The following is a 15,250-nucleotide window of genomic DNA, read 5'->3' as shown; positions in this document are numbered from 1 at the left end:
ATAGCCGAAATGATGAGAGTATGCTCACCTTGTCAGTAAAATAAGCAAAAAAACTTATTCTAGAATGCAATCATAGCAGGCTCACTTTTTTGCGGCAATCTGCTTTATTTGCATGGTACAATCAAACTTATGACAGAAGATAAACCTAAAGTGCAATTCATCGATATTACCGATGATTTTGCTGGCCAACGGATCGATAACTTTCTCCGTGCTAGGCTTAAAAATGTACCAAAAAGTATGATTTACCGTATTTTGCGTAAAGGCGAGGTGCGAGTAAACAAAAAACGTATTAAACCTGAATATAAATTGCAGGATGGTGATCTCGTGCGGGTCCCGCCAGTTTTTGTTCCTGAGAAAGATGAACAAGCACCGATCAGTACCAAACTGAATAAAGTGGCTGAACTTGAATCATGCATTATCTATGAAGATGACCATGTGTTGATTTTGAATAAGCCATCAGGCACAGCTGTTCATGGCGGCAGTGGTTTGAAGTTTGGTGCGATTGAAGCGTTACGTGCATTACGTCCTGATGCGCGATATCTTGAGTTAGTACACCGTATTGACCGTGATACATCAGGCATCTTGTTGGTTGCTAAGAAACGTTCTGCGTTACGTAAGCTGCAAGAGCAATTTAGAGAAAAAACGGTTCAGAAATATTATTTTGCCTTAGTGATGGGGGAATGGAAGGCAAACTGTAAGCGAGTCACTGCACCGTTATTGAAAAATGAAGTCAACAGTATTGTGCGTGTTAACCCACAAGGTAAAGCGTCAGATACGCGTTTTAAAGTGCTTGAGCGTTTTGCACAAGCTACCTTAGTGCAAGCGAGTCCTGTAACAGGTCGTACTCACCAAATTCGTGTCCATTGCCAATATGAAGGCCATCCTATTGCTTGGGATGATCGTTATGGCGATCCACGTTTTGATGCTTACACTAAAAAAGCCGGCTTAGGACGATTGTTCCTACACGCTGCAAATATTCGATTTACTCATCCTAATACTGATGAGTTAATGGATATTAGTGCGCCAATGGAGCCGGTGTTAGAACGTTGTTTAGCGAAGCTGCGTACATTTTAACCGTTTCAATGTATCAATGCATTTTAAGACGGGATAGAACAAATAAAAAAGGCGAACATTGCGTTCGCCTTTTTTATTGTTATAAAACTGCAATCTGTTCATTGGCGAGCATTTCTCGCAGCGCAATAAGTGGTAAGCCAACGAGTGTATTAGGATCTCGTCCTTCTAACCTATCAAATAAAGCAATCCCTAAACCTTCACTTTTAAAACTACCCGCACAATAAAGAGGCTGCTCTTTAGTGACATAATGGGCAATTTCATTTTCAGTTAGGGTTCTAAAATGGACATGAAACGGTTCACAAATAACTTGGGCTGTTTCTGTGCGAGCATTATATAAGCACAGACCGGTATAAAAAGTAATCACCTTGCCGCTAGCAGCACGTAACTGTGCGCATGCATTAGCTTCAGTATGAGGTTTACCTAAAATCTTATCGTCAATGACACATACTTGGTCTGAACCTATAATAAGGTGATTAGGGTAATCTGATGCACAAGCCTGTGCTTTAGCTTGTGCTAATCGCTTCACTAGCGCAGAGGCTGACTCATTTTTTAATATCGCTTCATCTACATTTGGATTCGCCGTCGTAAAAGGTAGCTGCAGTTTTTCTAGTAAGCTTTTACGAAATGGAGAGGTAGATGCAAGAACAAGTGACTGGTTCATAGGCTATTTCTTTATCAAAATGAATAACTGGTTCTGAGTGTAACCATCACCGAGCAGCAATGCTAGTGAGCATAGTTTTGTGATTGTTTGGGTTTAGGTGCAGACAGACGATGTTATCGTTACAGCACAATGGTATTATAAGCGCCAATCATTGATTTTAATTTAAATAGACCCATTATTGGCTATCATTTAAACGATGATTAAGTGATCTCTTGTCATTTTATCAGCAATCATCAAGTGATTGAGTGACAGAGAAATAAAAACTTTTTAATGAGGAGAGGGAATGAATTTTAATGGCAGCATGAGAATTACTCAAAAGCCGTTAATTCAGGCACATTTCCTTTGACTCAACCAGACTATAAGGCTAATATTCGCGCCCTATGCAAAAGGTAAAATTGCCGCTAAAGGTAGATCCAGTACGCACTGCACAGAAAAGACTCGACTATGATGGCATCATCAAAGCGGATCTTCTGTCTCGTTTAGCTGGTTCAACCCAGAGCGTAATAAGTGATGCAAACGTCAACTTGTCTTTTGACCTTGACCAACGTCGTATTCCTTTCATGCGCGGAAACGCAAGTGTAGATGTGATGTTGACCTGTCAGAGATGCCAGGAAGAATTTCCACACACAATTAGTGTTGAATTCTGTTATAGTCCGGTTCGTGATGAAGAGGCTATTGACAAGTTACCGGAAGCCTATGAGCCGACAATTGTCGACGAAAATGGTGATATTAATCTAATTGAAATCATCGAAGATGAATTGATGTTAGAGTTACCGCAAGTAGCAAGACATGATGATGACGATTGTAAGATCGGCACACATAACTTGTCTTTTGGTGATATTCCCGTTGCTGATGAGCGTCCGAATCCGTTTGCAGTATTGAAAAATCTTAAAAGTTAAATTTAACAGGAGTAGGGTTAATGGCCGTACAAAAGAGCAAAAAATCACGTGCAGCACGTGGTATGCGTCGTTCACATGATGCACTAACTACAGCAGCAGTATCTGTAGATTCAGCATCAGGTGAAACTCACCTACGTCACCACGTGACAGCTGACGGTTTCTACCGTGGCCGTAAGGTTATCAACAAGTAAGGTTGAACCTTGATGGGTCTTACCGTTGCACTTGATGCAATGGGCGGGGATTTCGGTCCTCAAGTAACAGTGCCTGCCGCCGTGCAGGCACTGTTGCATTCGCCTGAGCTCAAACTCATTCTTTTTGGTGATATAAGTGCTATCACTGCTCAACTTACTCTCCTAAATAAGCTCAATCATCCTCGGCTATCAGTCGTCCATTGCGATAACGTTATAGCCAACGAAACACGTCCATCTCAAGCATTACGTCATAGCAAAGGTTCTTCGATGCGAATGGCATTAGATGCCGTTGCAGCAGGTGATGCAGATGCCTGTGTCAGCGCGGGTAATACTGGCGCGTTAATGGCTTTATCTCGCTATGTGCTAAAACAACTTCCTGGTGTGGAACGTCCTGCTTTAATTTCAGAGATCCCTAATTGTAATGCTAATCATACTTGGTTATTAGATTTGGGCGCCAATGTATCGTGCGATGCTGATACCTTGTTTCAATTTGCCGTCATGGGATCGGTGGTTGCTGAACAAACATTAGGTACCGCCCCTCGAGTCGCATTACTTAATATTGGTGAAGAATCGATTAAAGGTAACGATCTGGTTAAGCGTTGTGCTGAAATGTTGAGCCAATCTGCTGATATTAATTACATTGGTTATATAGAAGGTCACCAATTGTATTCAGATAAAGCAGATGTGATTGTATGCGATGGTTTTGTCGGTAATGTGAGTTTAAAAACCAGTGAAGGGGTAGCTAACCTATTCATTGATTGTATTAAGCGTAATATTGGTCAAAATCCATTTAAGCGATTGATCGCTAAATGGCTGTTTCGTGAGCTGTTTAATAGCTTACAACAATTGAACCCCGACCAGTATAATGGCGCAAGTCTGTTAGGATTACGCGGTATAGTAGTGAAAAGCCACGGAAGTGCTGACACCACAGCTTTGGAGAATGCCATAAGCCAAGCGGTTTATGAGATTAAACGCCAAATACCGATGAAAATCAGTGACCGTCTGGAAGAGGTCTTACTAGAGAGGCATTATTAGTCTTCATGTATAGCAAAATTCTAGGAACTGGCAGCTACCTGCCACAACAAGTACGCTCAAATGCGGACTTAGAAAAAATGGTAGAAACAAGTGATGAGTGGATCGTTGCGCGTACGGGTATTCGTGAGCGTCGTATTGCATCTAAAGATGAAACCGTTGCCGTTATGGGCTACCAAGCATCATTAAATGCAATAGAGATGGCAGGTATCAATAAAGAAGATATCGATCTGATTATTGTTGCGACTTCTAGCGCCAGCCATTCATTTCCCTCTGCTGCTTGCCAAGTGCAAGGAATGTTAGACATAAAAGGCTGTCCGGCGTTTGATTTATCAGCGGCATGTACTGGCTTTGTGTATGCACTGAGTGTTGCTGATCAGCATATTAAAACGGGTATGGCGAAAAACGTACTCGTGATTGGCTCTGATGCGCTGTCTCATTGTTGTGATCCACAAGATCGTTCAACAGTGATCCTATTTGGTGATGCTGCTGGTGCGGTCGTTATTGGCGCCAGTGAAGAGCCAGGGATCATTTCAACACATCTGTATGCTGATGGTCATTTTGGTGGTTTATTAAGTCTTGCTGTGCCAGAACACGGTAAAGATTTTGATGCTAATACATGGCTTTACATGGCAGGCAATGAAGTGTTTAAAGTGGCGGTAACCCAGTTATCGAACCTAGTAAAAAGCACCCTTGCTGAAAATAATATGGATAAATCTGAGCTTGATTGGTTAGTGCCACACCAAGCTAATATGCGTATTATTTCAGCGACAGCGAAAAAGCTATCAATGCCGATGGATCAAGTGGTTGTGACGCTTGATCGTCATGGTAACACCTCCGCGGCAACGGTACCGACTGCGTTAGATGAAGCAGTACGTGATGGCCGTATTCAACGTGGTCAAACGCTATTATTAGAAGCGTTTGGTGGCGGTTTCACTTGGGGCTCAGCACTGGTGAAATTTTAAACTAAACTCGAAAGGGTTTAGTTGGCGTCGCTAAAAGAATTTTGCGATAAGGCAGAAGGTTGAATATAGTAAACGCTGTCTTATTAGCTATTAATTTTACTGAACGATCAGTATATAAAGAATAAGGATTCTCAAATGTCTAAGTTCGCGATTGTTTTCCCTGGACAGGGTTCTCAAACTGTTGGCATGCTTGCTGATTTAGCAGAGCAATTTGATGTGGTTAAGCAGACGTTTGCTGAAGCCTCTGATGCGTTAGGTTACGACCTATGGGCATTAGTACAAAATGGCCCAGCTGAAGATCTAAACCAAACCCAACGTACACAGCCGGCATTATTAACGGCATCTGTGGCAATTTGGCGTGTATGGCAACAACAGGGCGGTGCACAACCTGCTGTTTTAGCTGGACACAGCTTAGGCGAGTACTCTGCGCTAGTATGTGCTGGTGTGATTGATTTCCAAGCTGCAGTTAAGTTAGTTGAACTACGCGGTAAGCTAATGCAAGAAGCTGTGCCTGCTGGCGTGGGCGCTATGTCAGCGATTATTGGTCTTGATAACGATGCAATTGCAGCAGCATGTGCGCAAGCAGCTGAAGATCAAGTATGTTCACCGGTTAATTTTAACTCGCCAGGTCAAGTTGTGATTGCGGGTAACAAAGAAGCGGTAGAGCGTGCTAACGTATTATGTAAAGAAGCCGGTGCTAAGCGTGCATTACCATTGCCAGTATCAGTACCTTCACATTGTGCATTAATGAAGCCAGCTGCAGATAAACTAGCGATTGCATTAGAAGGTTTAGCCTTTAACGCGCCGACAATCCCTGTGATTAATAATGCCGATGTAGCGACTGAAACCGATCCTGTTGCAATTAAATTGGCACTTGTTAAACAACTATACAATCCAGTACGTTGGACTGAATCTGTAGAGAGTATGGCGTCTGAAGGCATTGAAGAGTTGCTAGAAATGGGACCGGGTAAAGTATTAACTGGCCTAACTAAACGTATTGATCGTGCACTTGGCGGCGCAGCGGTAAATGATGTTGCATCATTAACAGCAGCACTTGCGAAGTAATTAAGCTTTAAAGAGGATTTACAATGAGCCTGGAAGGTAAAATTGCACTAGTTACAGGTGCGAGCCGCGGTATTGGTCGCGCAATTGCTGACATTTTAGTTGAGCGCGGCGCAACTGTTATTGGTACTGCAACATCAGAGAGCGGTGCTGATGCTATTAGTGCGTATCTTGGCGAACACGGTAAAGGTTTTGCGTTAAACGTAACTTCACCAGAGTCAATTGAGACGACATTAAAGCAAATTAAAGAACAATATGGCGATATTGACATTCTAGTGAATAACGCCGGTATTACGCGTGACAATCTGCTAATGCGTATGAAAGATGACGAATGGCAAGATATCATGGATACTAATCTAACGTCTGTTTTCCGTCTGTCTAAAGCGGTACTGCGTGCTATGATGAAAAAGCGTAATGGTCGCATCATTAGCATTGGTTCTGTTGTCGGTACAATGGGTAATGCAGGTCAAACCAATTACGCGGCAGCAAAAGCTGGCCTATTAGGTTTTACCAAATCAATGGCGCGTGAAGTTGCTTCTCGTGGCATCACTGTTAACGCTGTTGCGCCTGGTTTCATTGAAACTGATATGACAAAAGCGTTAAATGACGATCAACGCGCAGCAACGTTAGCAAATGTTCCTGCTGGTCGTTTAGGCGATCCGCGTGAAATTGCAGCAGCTGTGGCTTTTTTAGCCTCTGATGACGCTGCTTATATAACAGGCGAAACATTGCACGTTAACGGCGGCATGTATATGATTTAAGCAATTTCTTTGCAATACTTCATGATTCAAGTCAAATTGAACTATTTTTCTGGTTAAATCGTGGTTTGACCAGCATTATGAGTGTTGCAACTTTTGCTGTAATGAATAAACTACAACAAATCGCATTAGCGAATTCTTGTTAAAGGAAATATATTAGTATGAGCAACATCGAAGAACGCGTAAAAAAAATCATCGTTGAGCAACTAGGCGTAGACGAAGCAGAAGTTAAGAACGAAGCATCTTTCGTTGACGATCTAGGTGCAGATTCACTAGATACAGTTGAACTAGTAATGGCTCTTGAAGAAGAATTCGATACAGAAATCCCTGACGAAGAAGCTGAAAAAATTACTACTGTTCAAGCTGCAATCGACTACGTAAACAGCGCACAGTAATATAAAAAATGAATATCTCCAGGCGGTCATTATGACCGCCTGTTTTTTTTCAGTTCCCGTTTTATCCTCAATTCCCGGAGAAATTAATCGTGTCTAAGCGTCGTGTAGTTGTAACTGGCATGGGTATGCTTACCCCGGTTGGTAATTCTGTTGAATCTTCTTGGAAAGCTTTACAGTCTGGCACTAGTGGTATCAGTACCATCCAACATTTTGATGCAAGCGCATTTGCTACTCAATTTGCCGGAATGATCAAAGACTTCAATTGTGAAGATTACATGTCTAAGAAAGATGCACGCAAAATGGATTTATTTATCCAATATGGCGTTGCAGCTGGCGTACAAGCGTTCAAAGATTCTGGTATTGAAGTTACAGAAGAAAACGCACCACGTATTGGTGTTGCTATCGGTTCTGGTATTGGTGGTCTAGGTTTAATTGAAGCTGGCCATCAAACATTAATGGACAAAGGACCACGTAAAATCAGTCCGTTCTTTGTTCCATCAACAATTGTTAATATGATCGCAGGCCACATGTCTATCATGTACGGTCTACGTGGTCCAAATATTGCTATCTCTACAGCGTGTACGACAGGTCTTCATAATATTGGCCATGCTGCACGTATGATTGCATACGGCGATGCTGACGCTATGCTAGCAGGTGGTGCAGAAAAAGCATCAACAGAACTTGGCATGGGTGGCTTTGCTGCTGCTAAAGCGTTATCGACACGCAACGATGATCCTCAAGCGGCTTCTCGTCCATGGGACAAAGATCGCGATGGTTTCGTGTTAGGTGATGGCGCAGGTGTGATCGTACTAGAAGAGTACGAACACGCGAAAGCACGTGGTGCGAAAATCTATGCAGAGTTAGTTGGCTTTGGTATGAGTGGCGATGCTTACCACATGACGTCACCAAGTGCTGATGGCTCAGGCGGCGCATTAGCAATGGAAGCATGTATTCGTGATGCTGGCATTAACGCTGACCAAATTGGTTACATTAACGCACACGGTACTTCAACGCCTGCAGGTGATGTGGCTGAAACATTAGGCATCAAGCGCGCTATGGGTAGTGCAGTTGATAACGTAATGGTGTCTTCTACTAAGTCAATGACTGGTCACTTATTAGGTGCTGCTGGTTCAGTTGAATCAATCATTACGATTCTAAGCTTGGTTGATCAAGTGGTACCACCAACAATTAACTTGGATAACCCAGGTGAAGGTTGTGATCTTGATTATGTTCCTGGTGAAGCACGTCAAGCGAACCTAGAATACGCATTATGTAACTCATTTGGTTTTGGCGGCACTAACGGTTCGTTATTGTTTAAGAAGATCTAATTTGATTGTTGCCTATTGAGCAATAATCGTCATAACCTGATATGATTAGATGGCCTGATATTTCGATATCGGGCTATTTTTTTAGCTGTGAAAAAGGACCTCCCATGGCGTTAGTCAATGGTTATGAGCAACAGACCCTTGCTATTACAGATCGAGCAATTCAATACGGTGATGGTTGTTTTACAACGATGCTAGTTGAGCAGCAATGCGTTCAGTTGTGGCCATTGCATTTAGCCCGCTTAGAGCTGAGCTTACAGCGGCTAGCGATAGCGGCACCGAATTGGCAACAGATACATAGCCAAGTCGCGGCATTGGCCTTGAAGTATCCTGATAAAGGCGGTATTAAAATACTTATTAGCCGCGGTAGTGGTGGCCGAGGCTATAATCCGCTTGGCTGTGATGATACCCAAGTGGTGATTACCGATTTTGAATGGCCATTGCATTATCAGCAATGGCAGCAACAAGGGATTACATTAGGCGTGTGTCTGCAACGAATGGGAAATAGCCCCATTCTTGCAGGGATGAAACACCTTAATCGCCTCGAACAAGTATTATTGAAGCAAGAAGTTGAAACGGCAGGCTGGGTAGATGCGATTGCACTTGATGAGAATGATCGCGTAATTGAAACCACTGTCGCGAATCTGTTTTGGCGCCACGGTAATACTGTATATACTCCAGCCCTACAGCGGACCGGTGTTGCGGGAGTGATGCGTCAGCAAGTGCTGAATATACTTGATGAGCTCAATTATGACTATCAAGTGGGGGATTTCGGTATTGATGCTATGTTGGCCGCCGATGAGGTGTTTATCACCAACTCGCTGATGGCCTTAGTCCCTGTTAATCAAATACAAACAACACAATATTGTCAACGTACAATGTTTAAAACACTATGGAAGAGGTTACATTCGTGCTAAAGAAGTTGATGCTGGTGGTTTTCATTCTGGGCTTGTTAACAGCAAGTGCGGCGGGCTGGGGCTTTTTTCAACTCCAATCCGCAATTGATAAACCGGTGCAGATCGAACAACAAACGTTTATTACCGTGAAATCAGGTACGTCTTTTCGTGGCTTATTAACCCAGTTAAGTGATGAAAAAATCATTATAGAGTCGCCATTGTTGCGATGGGTTGGCTATTTAGAGCCGAGTTTAACCGATATTAAAGCGGGTACTTATGCGATAGAGCCACAACAAACATTGCATGCAGTGTTAACCATGATCACCGAAGGTAAAGAATACCAATATGCCATTACTTTGGTTGATGGTGAACGTTTTAGCGAATGGCGTCAGTTGTTACAAGCTGATCCGCATTTAACGCATATCACTGATGATATGACTCAGCAGCAAATTAGCCAAGCAGTTGGTATTGATAATGATAAAATTGAAGGCTATTTTCTGCCAAATACGTATCATTTTACTGCTGGCACCAGTGATATTAGCATTCTAAAACGTGCGCATGCTGCAATGATGAAAGAGTTAGATATTGCTTGGCAGCAGCGCCAAAAAAATCTACCACTAAAGACCCCTTATCAAGCCTTGATTATGGCGTCGATCATTGAAAAAGAAACCGCCGTAGCCAGTGAACGCGGTTTAGTGGCATCAGTCTTTATGAATCGCTTACGTGCTAACATGCCATTACAAACAGATCCAACCGTTATTTATGGCATGGGTGATAAGTATGATGGCAATATCACTAAAAAAGATTTGCGTACGCCAACAGCTTATAACACTTACACCATGCGTGGTTTGCCGCCAACGCCGATAGCGATGCCAAGTAAAGCCTCTATCATGGCTGCCGTCGATCCTGATAGCAGTAATTATTATTATTTTGTTGCAGATGGCAAAGGCGGTCACACATTTTCAACTACGTTAGTCGAGCACAATCGTGCAGTTCGTGCTTACCTTAAAATATTAAGAACACAGAAATGATCGGTAAATTTATTGTTATAGAAGGCCTTGAAGGGGCGGGTAAAAGTACGGCTATTGCTCAAGTTATTGCGACATTAGCCGAGCAGGGTATTGAAAATCCACAATCAACCCGTGAACCAGGTGGTACGCCACTGGCTGAACAAATGCGTGCTTTGGTTAAACAAGGCCATCCTGATGAACCGTTAACGGATATGGCAGAACTATTACTGCTGTATGCCGCACGGATTCAATTGGTTGATAACGTCATTAAGCCCGCGCTTGCCGAAGGACGTTGGGTGGTTGGTGATCGTCATGATATGTCATCGCAGGCTTATCAAGGTGGTGGTCGCGGTTTTGATCGTGTATTGATGGAAAATCTACGTGATACAGTTTTAGGTGACTTTCGCCCTGATTTAACCATCTACATGGATATTGATCCTGTACTAGGCTTACAGCGTGCCCGTGGTCGTGGTGAACTAGATCGTATCGAACAAATGGATATTGCTTTTTTTGAGCGTGCCCGAGAGCGTTTTTTAGCGTTATGCACCAATCAGCCTAATGTAATTATCATTGATGCTAGCCAAACGTTAGAACAAGTGACTGCTGATTTAACCCAAGCATTACAGACTTGGTTGGAGCAACAATAATAATGATTTATCCATGGCAACAAACTTTGTGGCACAACTGGCAGCAGTTGCTTGAGCAACGACGTTTACACCATGCTATTTTGTTATTAGCGGCAAAGGGCAGTGGGCGCGGCGTATTAGCTCGACAATTATCCAAAACCGTACTCTGTCAAAACTCAGACAGTGAAGCTTGTGATATTTGTCATAGCTGTAAATTGTTTGAAGCAGAAAGCCATCCCGACTTTCATGTCATTAAACCCGAGCAAGATGGTAAACAAATCGGTGTTGATGCGGTTCGACAATCTAACCGTTGGGCAACGGAAACCTCACACCTTAATGGTCAGCGGGTGATTTTAATTGAACATGCAGATGCATTAGGAGAAGCAGGGGCAAATGCGATATTAAAAACCCTTGAAGAACCACCAGCAGGGTGTCAATTTATTCTCACCGCCCAAAGCCTTGATCGGTTATTACCGACCATTGTCAGTCGCTGTAATAAATGGCGTTTAAATCCACCCAATGAAAAAAATGTCAAAAGTTGGGTTGAAAGTCAGCTGCATCAGTCTATTTTATTAGAAAGTGTGCGACTTAATAATGGTGCGCCATTAGCAACCTTAGCCTTTATCGAAAGTGGGTTAGACATTCGTTATGGCCACTTGGTCAAAGCGTTTACTGAGTTTGTGCAGCCGCCGCATATTGGTATTTATGATGTTGCGGCAATGTGCAGTGCTGATGGCATTGTTACCCTGCAGTTGTTGAGCTACCTGTTAGTGGATAGCTTAAAATGGCAACAAGGGGCAACTGAATATCTTGTTCATCAAGAGTCATTAGCCGCAGTAGAAGCGATTGCGACCACGATACCAACGGCATTATTATTAGAACAAGTACGTAATATTAATAACTTACATCGTCAATTAGCCAAGCATACCGGGCTTAATATTGAGTTGTTAGTGGTTGAATGGTTAACCGGATTTATTGGCCAGTAACCTTGCTTAGTCGCAATGAGCTGTAGCCTTTCGATAACCTGTTTACCGGTGTTATGAAATTAAGTAATAGAATAAATAAAGAGGAAAGCCTGTGTTAGTCGATTCACATTGTCATCTTGATAAACTTGATTATGACAAATTACATACAGGGATTGATGATGTATTAAATAAAGCCAAGGAACGTGGCGTTGAATATTTTCTGTCAGTAGGGGTTACATTAGCCGCCTTTCCTAAAATGATGGAACTAATTGCACCTTACGATAACGTGTTTGCATCATGTGGTATTCACCCACTAGATGTTGAATCAGGTTATGATTCTGAGCAATTTAAAGCCTATGCTAGCCATGAAAAAGTGGTTGCGATTGGTGAAACTGGGCTTGATTACCACTACCAGCCAGAAACAGCTGAATTACAGCAAAAACTGTTCCGTGAGCAAGCGCGAGTGGCGGTTGAATTAAATAAGCCGTTAATTATTCATACTCGTATGGCGCGTGAAGACACGATGCGTATTTTACGTGAAGAAGGCGCAGAGAAGTGCGGTGGTGTGTTGCACTGCTTTACTGAAGACTTGGATATGGCATTAGCAGCGATTGAGCTAGGTTTTTATATCTCAATCTCGGGTATTGTTACTTTTAATACTGCCAGCGATCTGAAGAATGTCGTGAGTCAATTACCTCTAGATCGGTTATTGGTTGAAACTGATTCGCCATTCTTAGCCCCAATCCCTTACCGTGGTAAGCAAAACCAACCCGCTTACACGCGTGAAGTAGCGCAATACATTGCATTACTAAAAGGTGTTTCTGTTGAAGAAGTTGAGCAAGCAACAACCAAAAACTTCTTTACCCTGTTTTCATTAGCGAAACAGTAACAACTATTGTTGGTATGACACTAAAGAGAAGCTTCGGCTTCTCTTTTTTTGTTGGTGGCAAGGAGCGAGGAAGAGCAGAATTAATTATAGCCACAATAACTCTACGACGCGTAGTGATTAGATTTCCTATCGACCTCGCAAGCATTCACTGTAGGGAATGATGGCGAGATAAAATGAATTGATAATTTATAAATCTGTCATTAACTCAGTGACGATTGGTTATATTTATAACCGTTAGCGAATTAATTTTGTTTATTTAAACTAATACAAACACAGCAGTTTGATTATTTTTCGATCGTGGTCGATAGTTGTATTTGCGATTCCAGCGAATAAGAAAATAGCATTTGTTGTTTTAATTAGGTTAAATATTACGCTGTAGTCTAAATTGTATTCTTAATACGATTTCTTGAGTTACATTGTGTTACTTAAGTTTCGTTTTTGTAATAAAAGTTTTATTGGGATTACATTTTTTGGTTTTATTATCAGTAATTTACGGCTCGTAGTGTGTTCTATGTGATCAATGTTCTATATTTTGCATGTTATTTAAGTATATTCTGGAAAAATCGGTCAAAAACGAGCAATATGCTATTGGGGGATATATCTGTGAAGAATGTTTTAATCAATTTATTATTAAAACCAGCTCAAATTAGATTTATTAAAGTAGACGCTCACGATATATGAATCCCATATTAAGCTAATTAAATTAATAACTTATTACGTATGTACTAGTGCTTGATTATTACATTCACTGGTATTTGTTTGAATATAAAAGGTAAAAATCATGTCGAAAGATATTCAATCTTCAGCGGCGAAGATCCTTGAAGGGATTGGCGGTGCTGGTAACATTAAGTTTCTGACGTGCTGTGCAACGCGTTTACGTTTTGAATTAAACGATAACTCAATTGTAGATAAAGCCGCATTAGATGCTATTCCTGAAGTAATGGGTTGTGTTCCTCAAAGTGGCGAGCGCTACCAAATTGTTGTTGGTGGCGGTGTCGCGACGATGCATAGTACACTGCAACTGTTACTTGAAGAGAGTAAAGCAAGTGGTAGTGCTGATAATACCAAAACTGAAACAAAAGCTGCGGCATCAAATGATGATGTAAAAGCCTCGCTACGTTCAAGTGGTGTTCGAGGTAAAGTCGCTTGGGTTGATGGTTTCTTTGAGTACCTTTCAGATTCGTTCCGTCCCATTTTAGGTATTTTACTGGGTGCATCATTAATTATTGCATTATGTGCAGTATTAGATGCGCTACACATTGTTGACTTCCGTGGTGATAAGTCTGCAGGTTGGGTCTTTGTCGATTCAATGTGGCATTCTGTATTCTACTTCTTGCCAATCATGGTTGCTTACAACGCATCGAAAAAACTTAAGGTTGACCCTTGGTTAGGTGCGGCGATCATGGGTGCATTAATGACACCTGATTTCCAAAAGTTAACCTCACTTGCATCTACAACATCAATTAAAGATGCAACATTAGGTACTGTCTCTCACGTTGCACATGTGTTTGGTTTACCAATGCAACTTAATGATTACTCTGGTAACGTATTCGTGCCGTTGATCATGGTTGCTGTATTAGCACTTGTTTACCGTTTCTTAAAGAAAATCATTCCTGACAACCTACATATGGTATTTGTACCATTCCTTTCTTTGATCATCATGATTCCGCTAACAGCGTTCTTGATTGGTCCACTAGGTGTATGGATTGGTACTTATTTAGGTCTTGGTTTAGCTTGGTTAAATACGCACGCACCGTTTGTGTTCGCGATTCTAATCCCGTTATTGTATCCATTCCTTGTTCCATTGGGTCTACACTGGCCGCTAAACGCACTAATGTTAATGAATATTCAAACATTAGGTTACGACTTCATTCAAGGCCCTATGGGTGTGTGGAACTTCGCGTGTTTCGGTGCAACGGCAGGTGTATTGTTGATTTCTCTGCGTGAAAAAGATGCAACAATGCGTCAAACCGCTTCTGGTGCGTTAGCCGCTGGTCTATTTGGTGGTATTTCAGAGCCATCACTATACGGTATTCACTTACGCTTTAAGAAAGTTTACCCACGCTTACTTGCAGGCTGTTTAGCCGGCGGTGTAACGCTAGCTGTTCTTAGTTCTATGTACGGCAGTGTTAAAACTCAAGCGTTTGCATTTACGTCACTATTAACGATTCCTGTGTTCCACCCAATGTGGATTTACGCAGTATCTATTGCGGTTGCTTTTGTGGTGCCAATGATACTGATCGTTATGTTTGATTATCGTACAGCAGAAGAAAAAGCAGAGCATAAAGAATAAGTTTATTTTTTATCCATTAATTAAAAATCCCGTGATAAAAATCACGGGATTTTTTTATGCGTACAAAAGAATATATCAAGAATGATGAATAGATTAATAGCCCTCTTTGTTTGGTGGCGGTTGTTATAAAAATATTAATGACTAGTTTGTGGTATTTAAAATAAAGTAGGCTGTCGTCGTTTTTTATGATTTATAAATTATAAATGTGG

16 protein-coding genes are annotated in these 15,250 nt (G+C 41.8%); 15 read left to right on the top strand and 1 reads right to left on the bottom strand.

The window, feature by feature from the left end; translation table 11 throughout:
• Positions 1 to 129 precede the first annotated feature (129 nt).
• Entirely contained in the window at positions 130 to 1,074 is a 945-nt protein-coding gene (rluC, locus tag G6R09_RS09980; RefSeq protein ID WP_060998231.1) for a 23S rRNA pseudouridine(955/2504/2580) synthase RluC, read from the top strand.
• A 79-nt stretch (positions 1,075 to 1,153) separates the two neighbouring features.
• On the opposite strand, the gene G6R09_RS09975 is transcribed toward rluC, so the two are convergent.
• Positions 1,154 to 1,735 (bottom strand): nucleoside triphosphate pyrophosphatase, encoded by a 582-nt coding sequence (locus tag G6R09_RS09975; RefSeq protein ID WP_065168213.1) that lies wholly within the window; start codon positions 1,733 to 1,735, stop codon positions 1,154 to 1,156.
• A 380-nt stretch (positions 1,736 to 2,115) separates the two neighbouring features.
• Here G6R09_RS09975 and yceD point away from each other — a divergent pair, with 380 nt between their 5' ends.
• The 14 genes from yceD (at position 2,116) to G6R09_RS09905 (ending at position 15,041) form a co-directional block, all read left to right on the top strand.
• Positions 2,116 to 2,634, top strand: coding sequence for a 23S rRNA accumulation protein YceD (yceD, locus tag G6R09_RS09970; protein WP_036793929.1), 519 nt, complete (start codon positions 2,116 to 2,118; stop codon positions 2,632 to 2,634).
• 20 nt (positions 2,635 to 2,654) lie between these two features.
• Positions 2,655 to 2,825: a 50S ribosomal protein L32 gene (gene rpmF, locus G6R09_RS09965; protein ID WP_006231206.1), complete on the top strand. Its 171-nt coding sequence runs from the start codon at positions 2,655 to 2,657 to the stop codon at positions 2,823 to 2,825.
• Positions 2,826 to 2,834: 9 nt separating this feature from the next.
• Entirely contained in the window at positions 2,835 to 3,860 is a 1,026-nt protein-coding gene (gene plsX, locus G6R09_RS09960) for a phosphate acyltransferase PlsX (RefSeq protein ID WP_162270715.1), read from the top strand.
• A gap of 5 nt (positions 3,861 to 3,865) precedes the next feature.
• Positions 3,866 to 4,822: a beta-ketoacyl-ACP synthase III gene (locus G6R09_RS09955; RefSeq protein WP_065176274.1), complete on the top strand. Its 957-nt coding sequence runs from the start codon at positions 3,866 to 3,868 to the stop codon at positions 4,820 to 4,822.
• 135 nt (positions 4,823 to 4,957) lie between these two features.
• Positions 4,958 to 5,887 (top strand): ACP S-malonyltransferase, encoded by a 930-nt coding sequence (gene fabD / locus G6R09_RS09950; RefSeq protein WP_163922135.1) that lies wholly within the window; start codon positions 4,958 to 4,960, stop codon positions 5,885 to 5,887.
• 23 nt (positions 5,888 to 5,910) lie between these two features.
• The gene (fabG, locus tag G6R09_RS09945; RefSeq protein WP_065176273.1) at positions 5,911 to 6,645 is read left to right on the top strand and encodes a 3-oxoacyl-ACP reductase FabG; all 735 of its coding nucleotides are present in this window, start codon (positions 5,911 to 5,913) and stop codon (positions 6,643 to 6,645) included.
• 158 nt (positions 6,646 to 6,803) lie between these two features.
• On the top strand, positions 6,804 to 7,037 hold the full coding sequence (gene acpP, locus G6R09_RS09940) for an acyl carrier protein (RefSeq protein WP_004406112.1): 234 nt from the start codon (positions 6,804 to 6,806) through the stop codon (positions 7,035 to 7,037).
• Positions 7,038 to 7,126: 89 nt separating this feature from the next.
• Positions 7,127 to 8,365 (top strand): beta-ketoacyl-ACP synthase II, encoded by a 1,239-nt coding sequence (gene fabF / locus G6R09_RS09935; protein WP_065168218.1) that lies wholly within the window; start codon positions 7,127 to 7,129, stop codon positions 8,363 to 8,365.
• Positions 8,366 to 8,469: 104 nt separating this feature from the next.
• Complete coding sequence (gene pabC / locus G6R09_RS09930) at positions 8,470 to 9,279, top strand: aminodeoxychorismate lyase (protein WP_163922132.1); 810 nt, start codon at positions 8,470 to 8,472, stop codon at positions 9,277 to 9,279.
• Positions 9,273 to 10,289, top strand: coding sequence for an endolytic transglycosylase MltG (gene mltG / locus G6R09_RS09925; RefSeq protein ID WP_163922129.1), 1,017 nt, complete (start codon positions 9,273 to 9,275; stop codon positions 10,287 to 10,289). Before pabC ends, mltG begins: the two co-directional genes overlap by 7 nt.
• Positions 10,286 to 10,915 (top strand): dTMP kinase, encoded by a 630-nt coding sequence (tmk, locus tag G6R09_RS09920; RefSeq protein WP_065176270.1) that lies wholly within the window; start codon positions 10,286 to 10,288, stop codon positions 10,913 to 10,915. Before mltG ends, tmk begins: the two co-directional genes overlap by 4 nt.
• Positions 10,916 to 10,917: 2 nt before the next feature.
• A complete protein-coding gene (gene holB / locus G6R09_RS09915) occupies positions 10,918 to 11,880 on the top strand; it encodes a DNA polymerase III subunit delta' (protein ID WP_163922126.1) in 963 nt (320 codons plus the stop codon).
• A 91-nt stretch (positions 11,881 to 11,971) separates the two neighbouring features.
• Positions 11,972 to 12,748 (top strand): TatD family hydrolase, encoded by a 777-nt coding sequence (locus G6R09_RS09910; protein ID WP_060998241.1) that lies wholly within the window; start codon positions 11,972 to 11,974, stop codon positions 12,746 to 12,748.
• Between the two features lie 781 nt (positions 12,749 to 13,529).
• Complete coding sequence (locus G6R09_RS09905) at positions 13,530 to 15,041, top strand: PTS transporter subunit EIIC (RefSeq protein ID WP_163922123.1); 1,512 nt, start codon at positions 13,530 to 13,532, stop codon at positions 15,039 to 15,041.
• Positions 15,042 to 15,250 lie beyond the last annotated feature (209 nt).

The organism is Photobacterium sp. Alg240-V54 (assembly GCF_900537155.1).
GTDB lineage: Bacteria > Pseudomonadota > Gammaproteobacteria > Enterobacterales > Vibrionaceae > Photobacterium.
The sequence above is the reverse complement of the archived record's forward strand: the minus strand, read 5'-3'. Positions and strand labels throughout refer to the sequence as shown.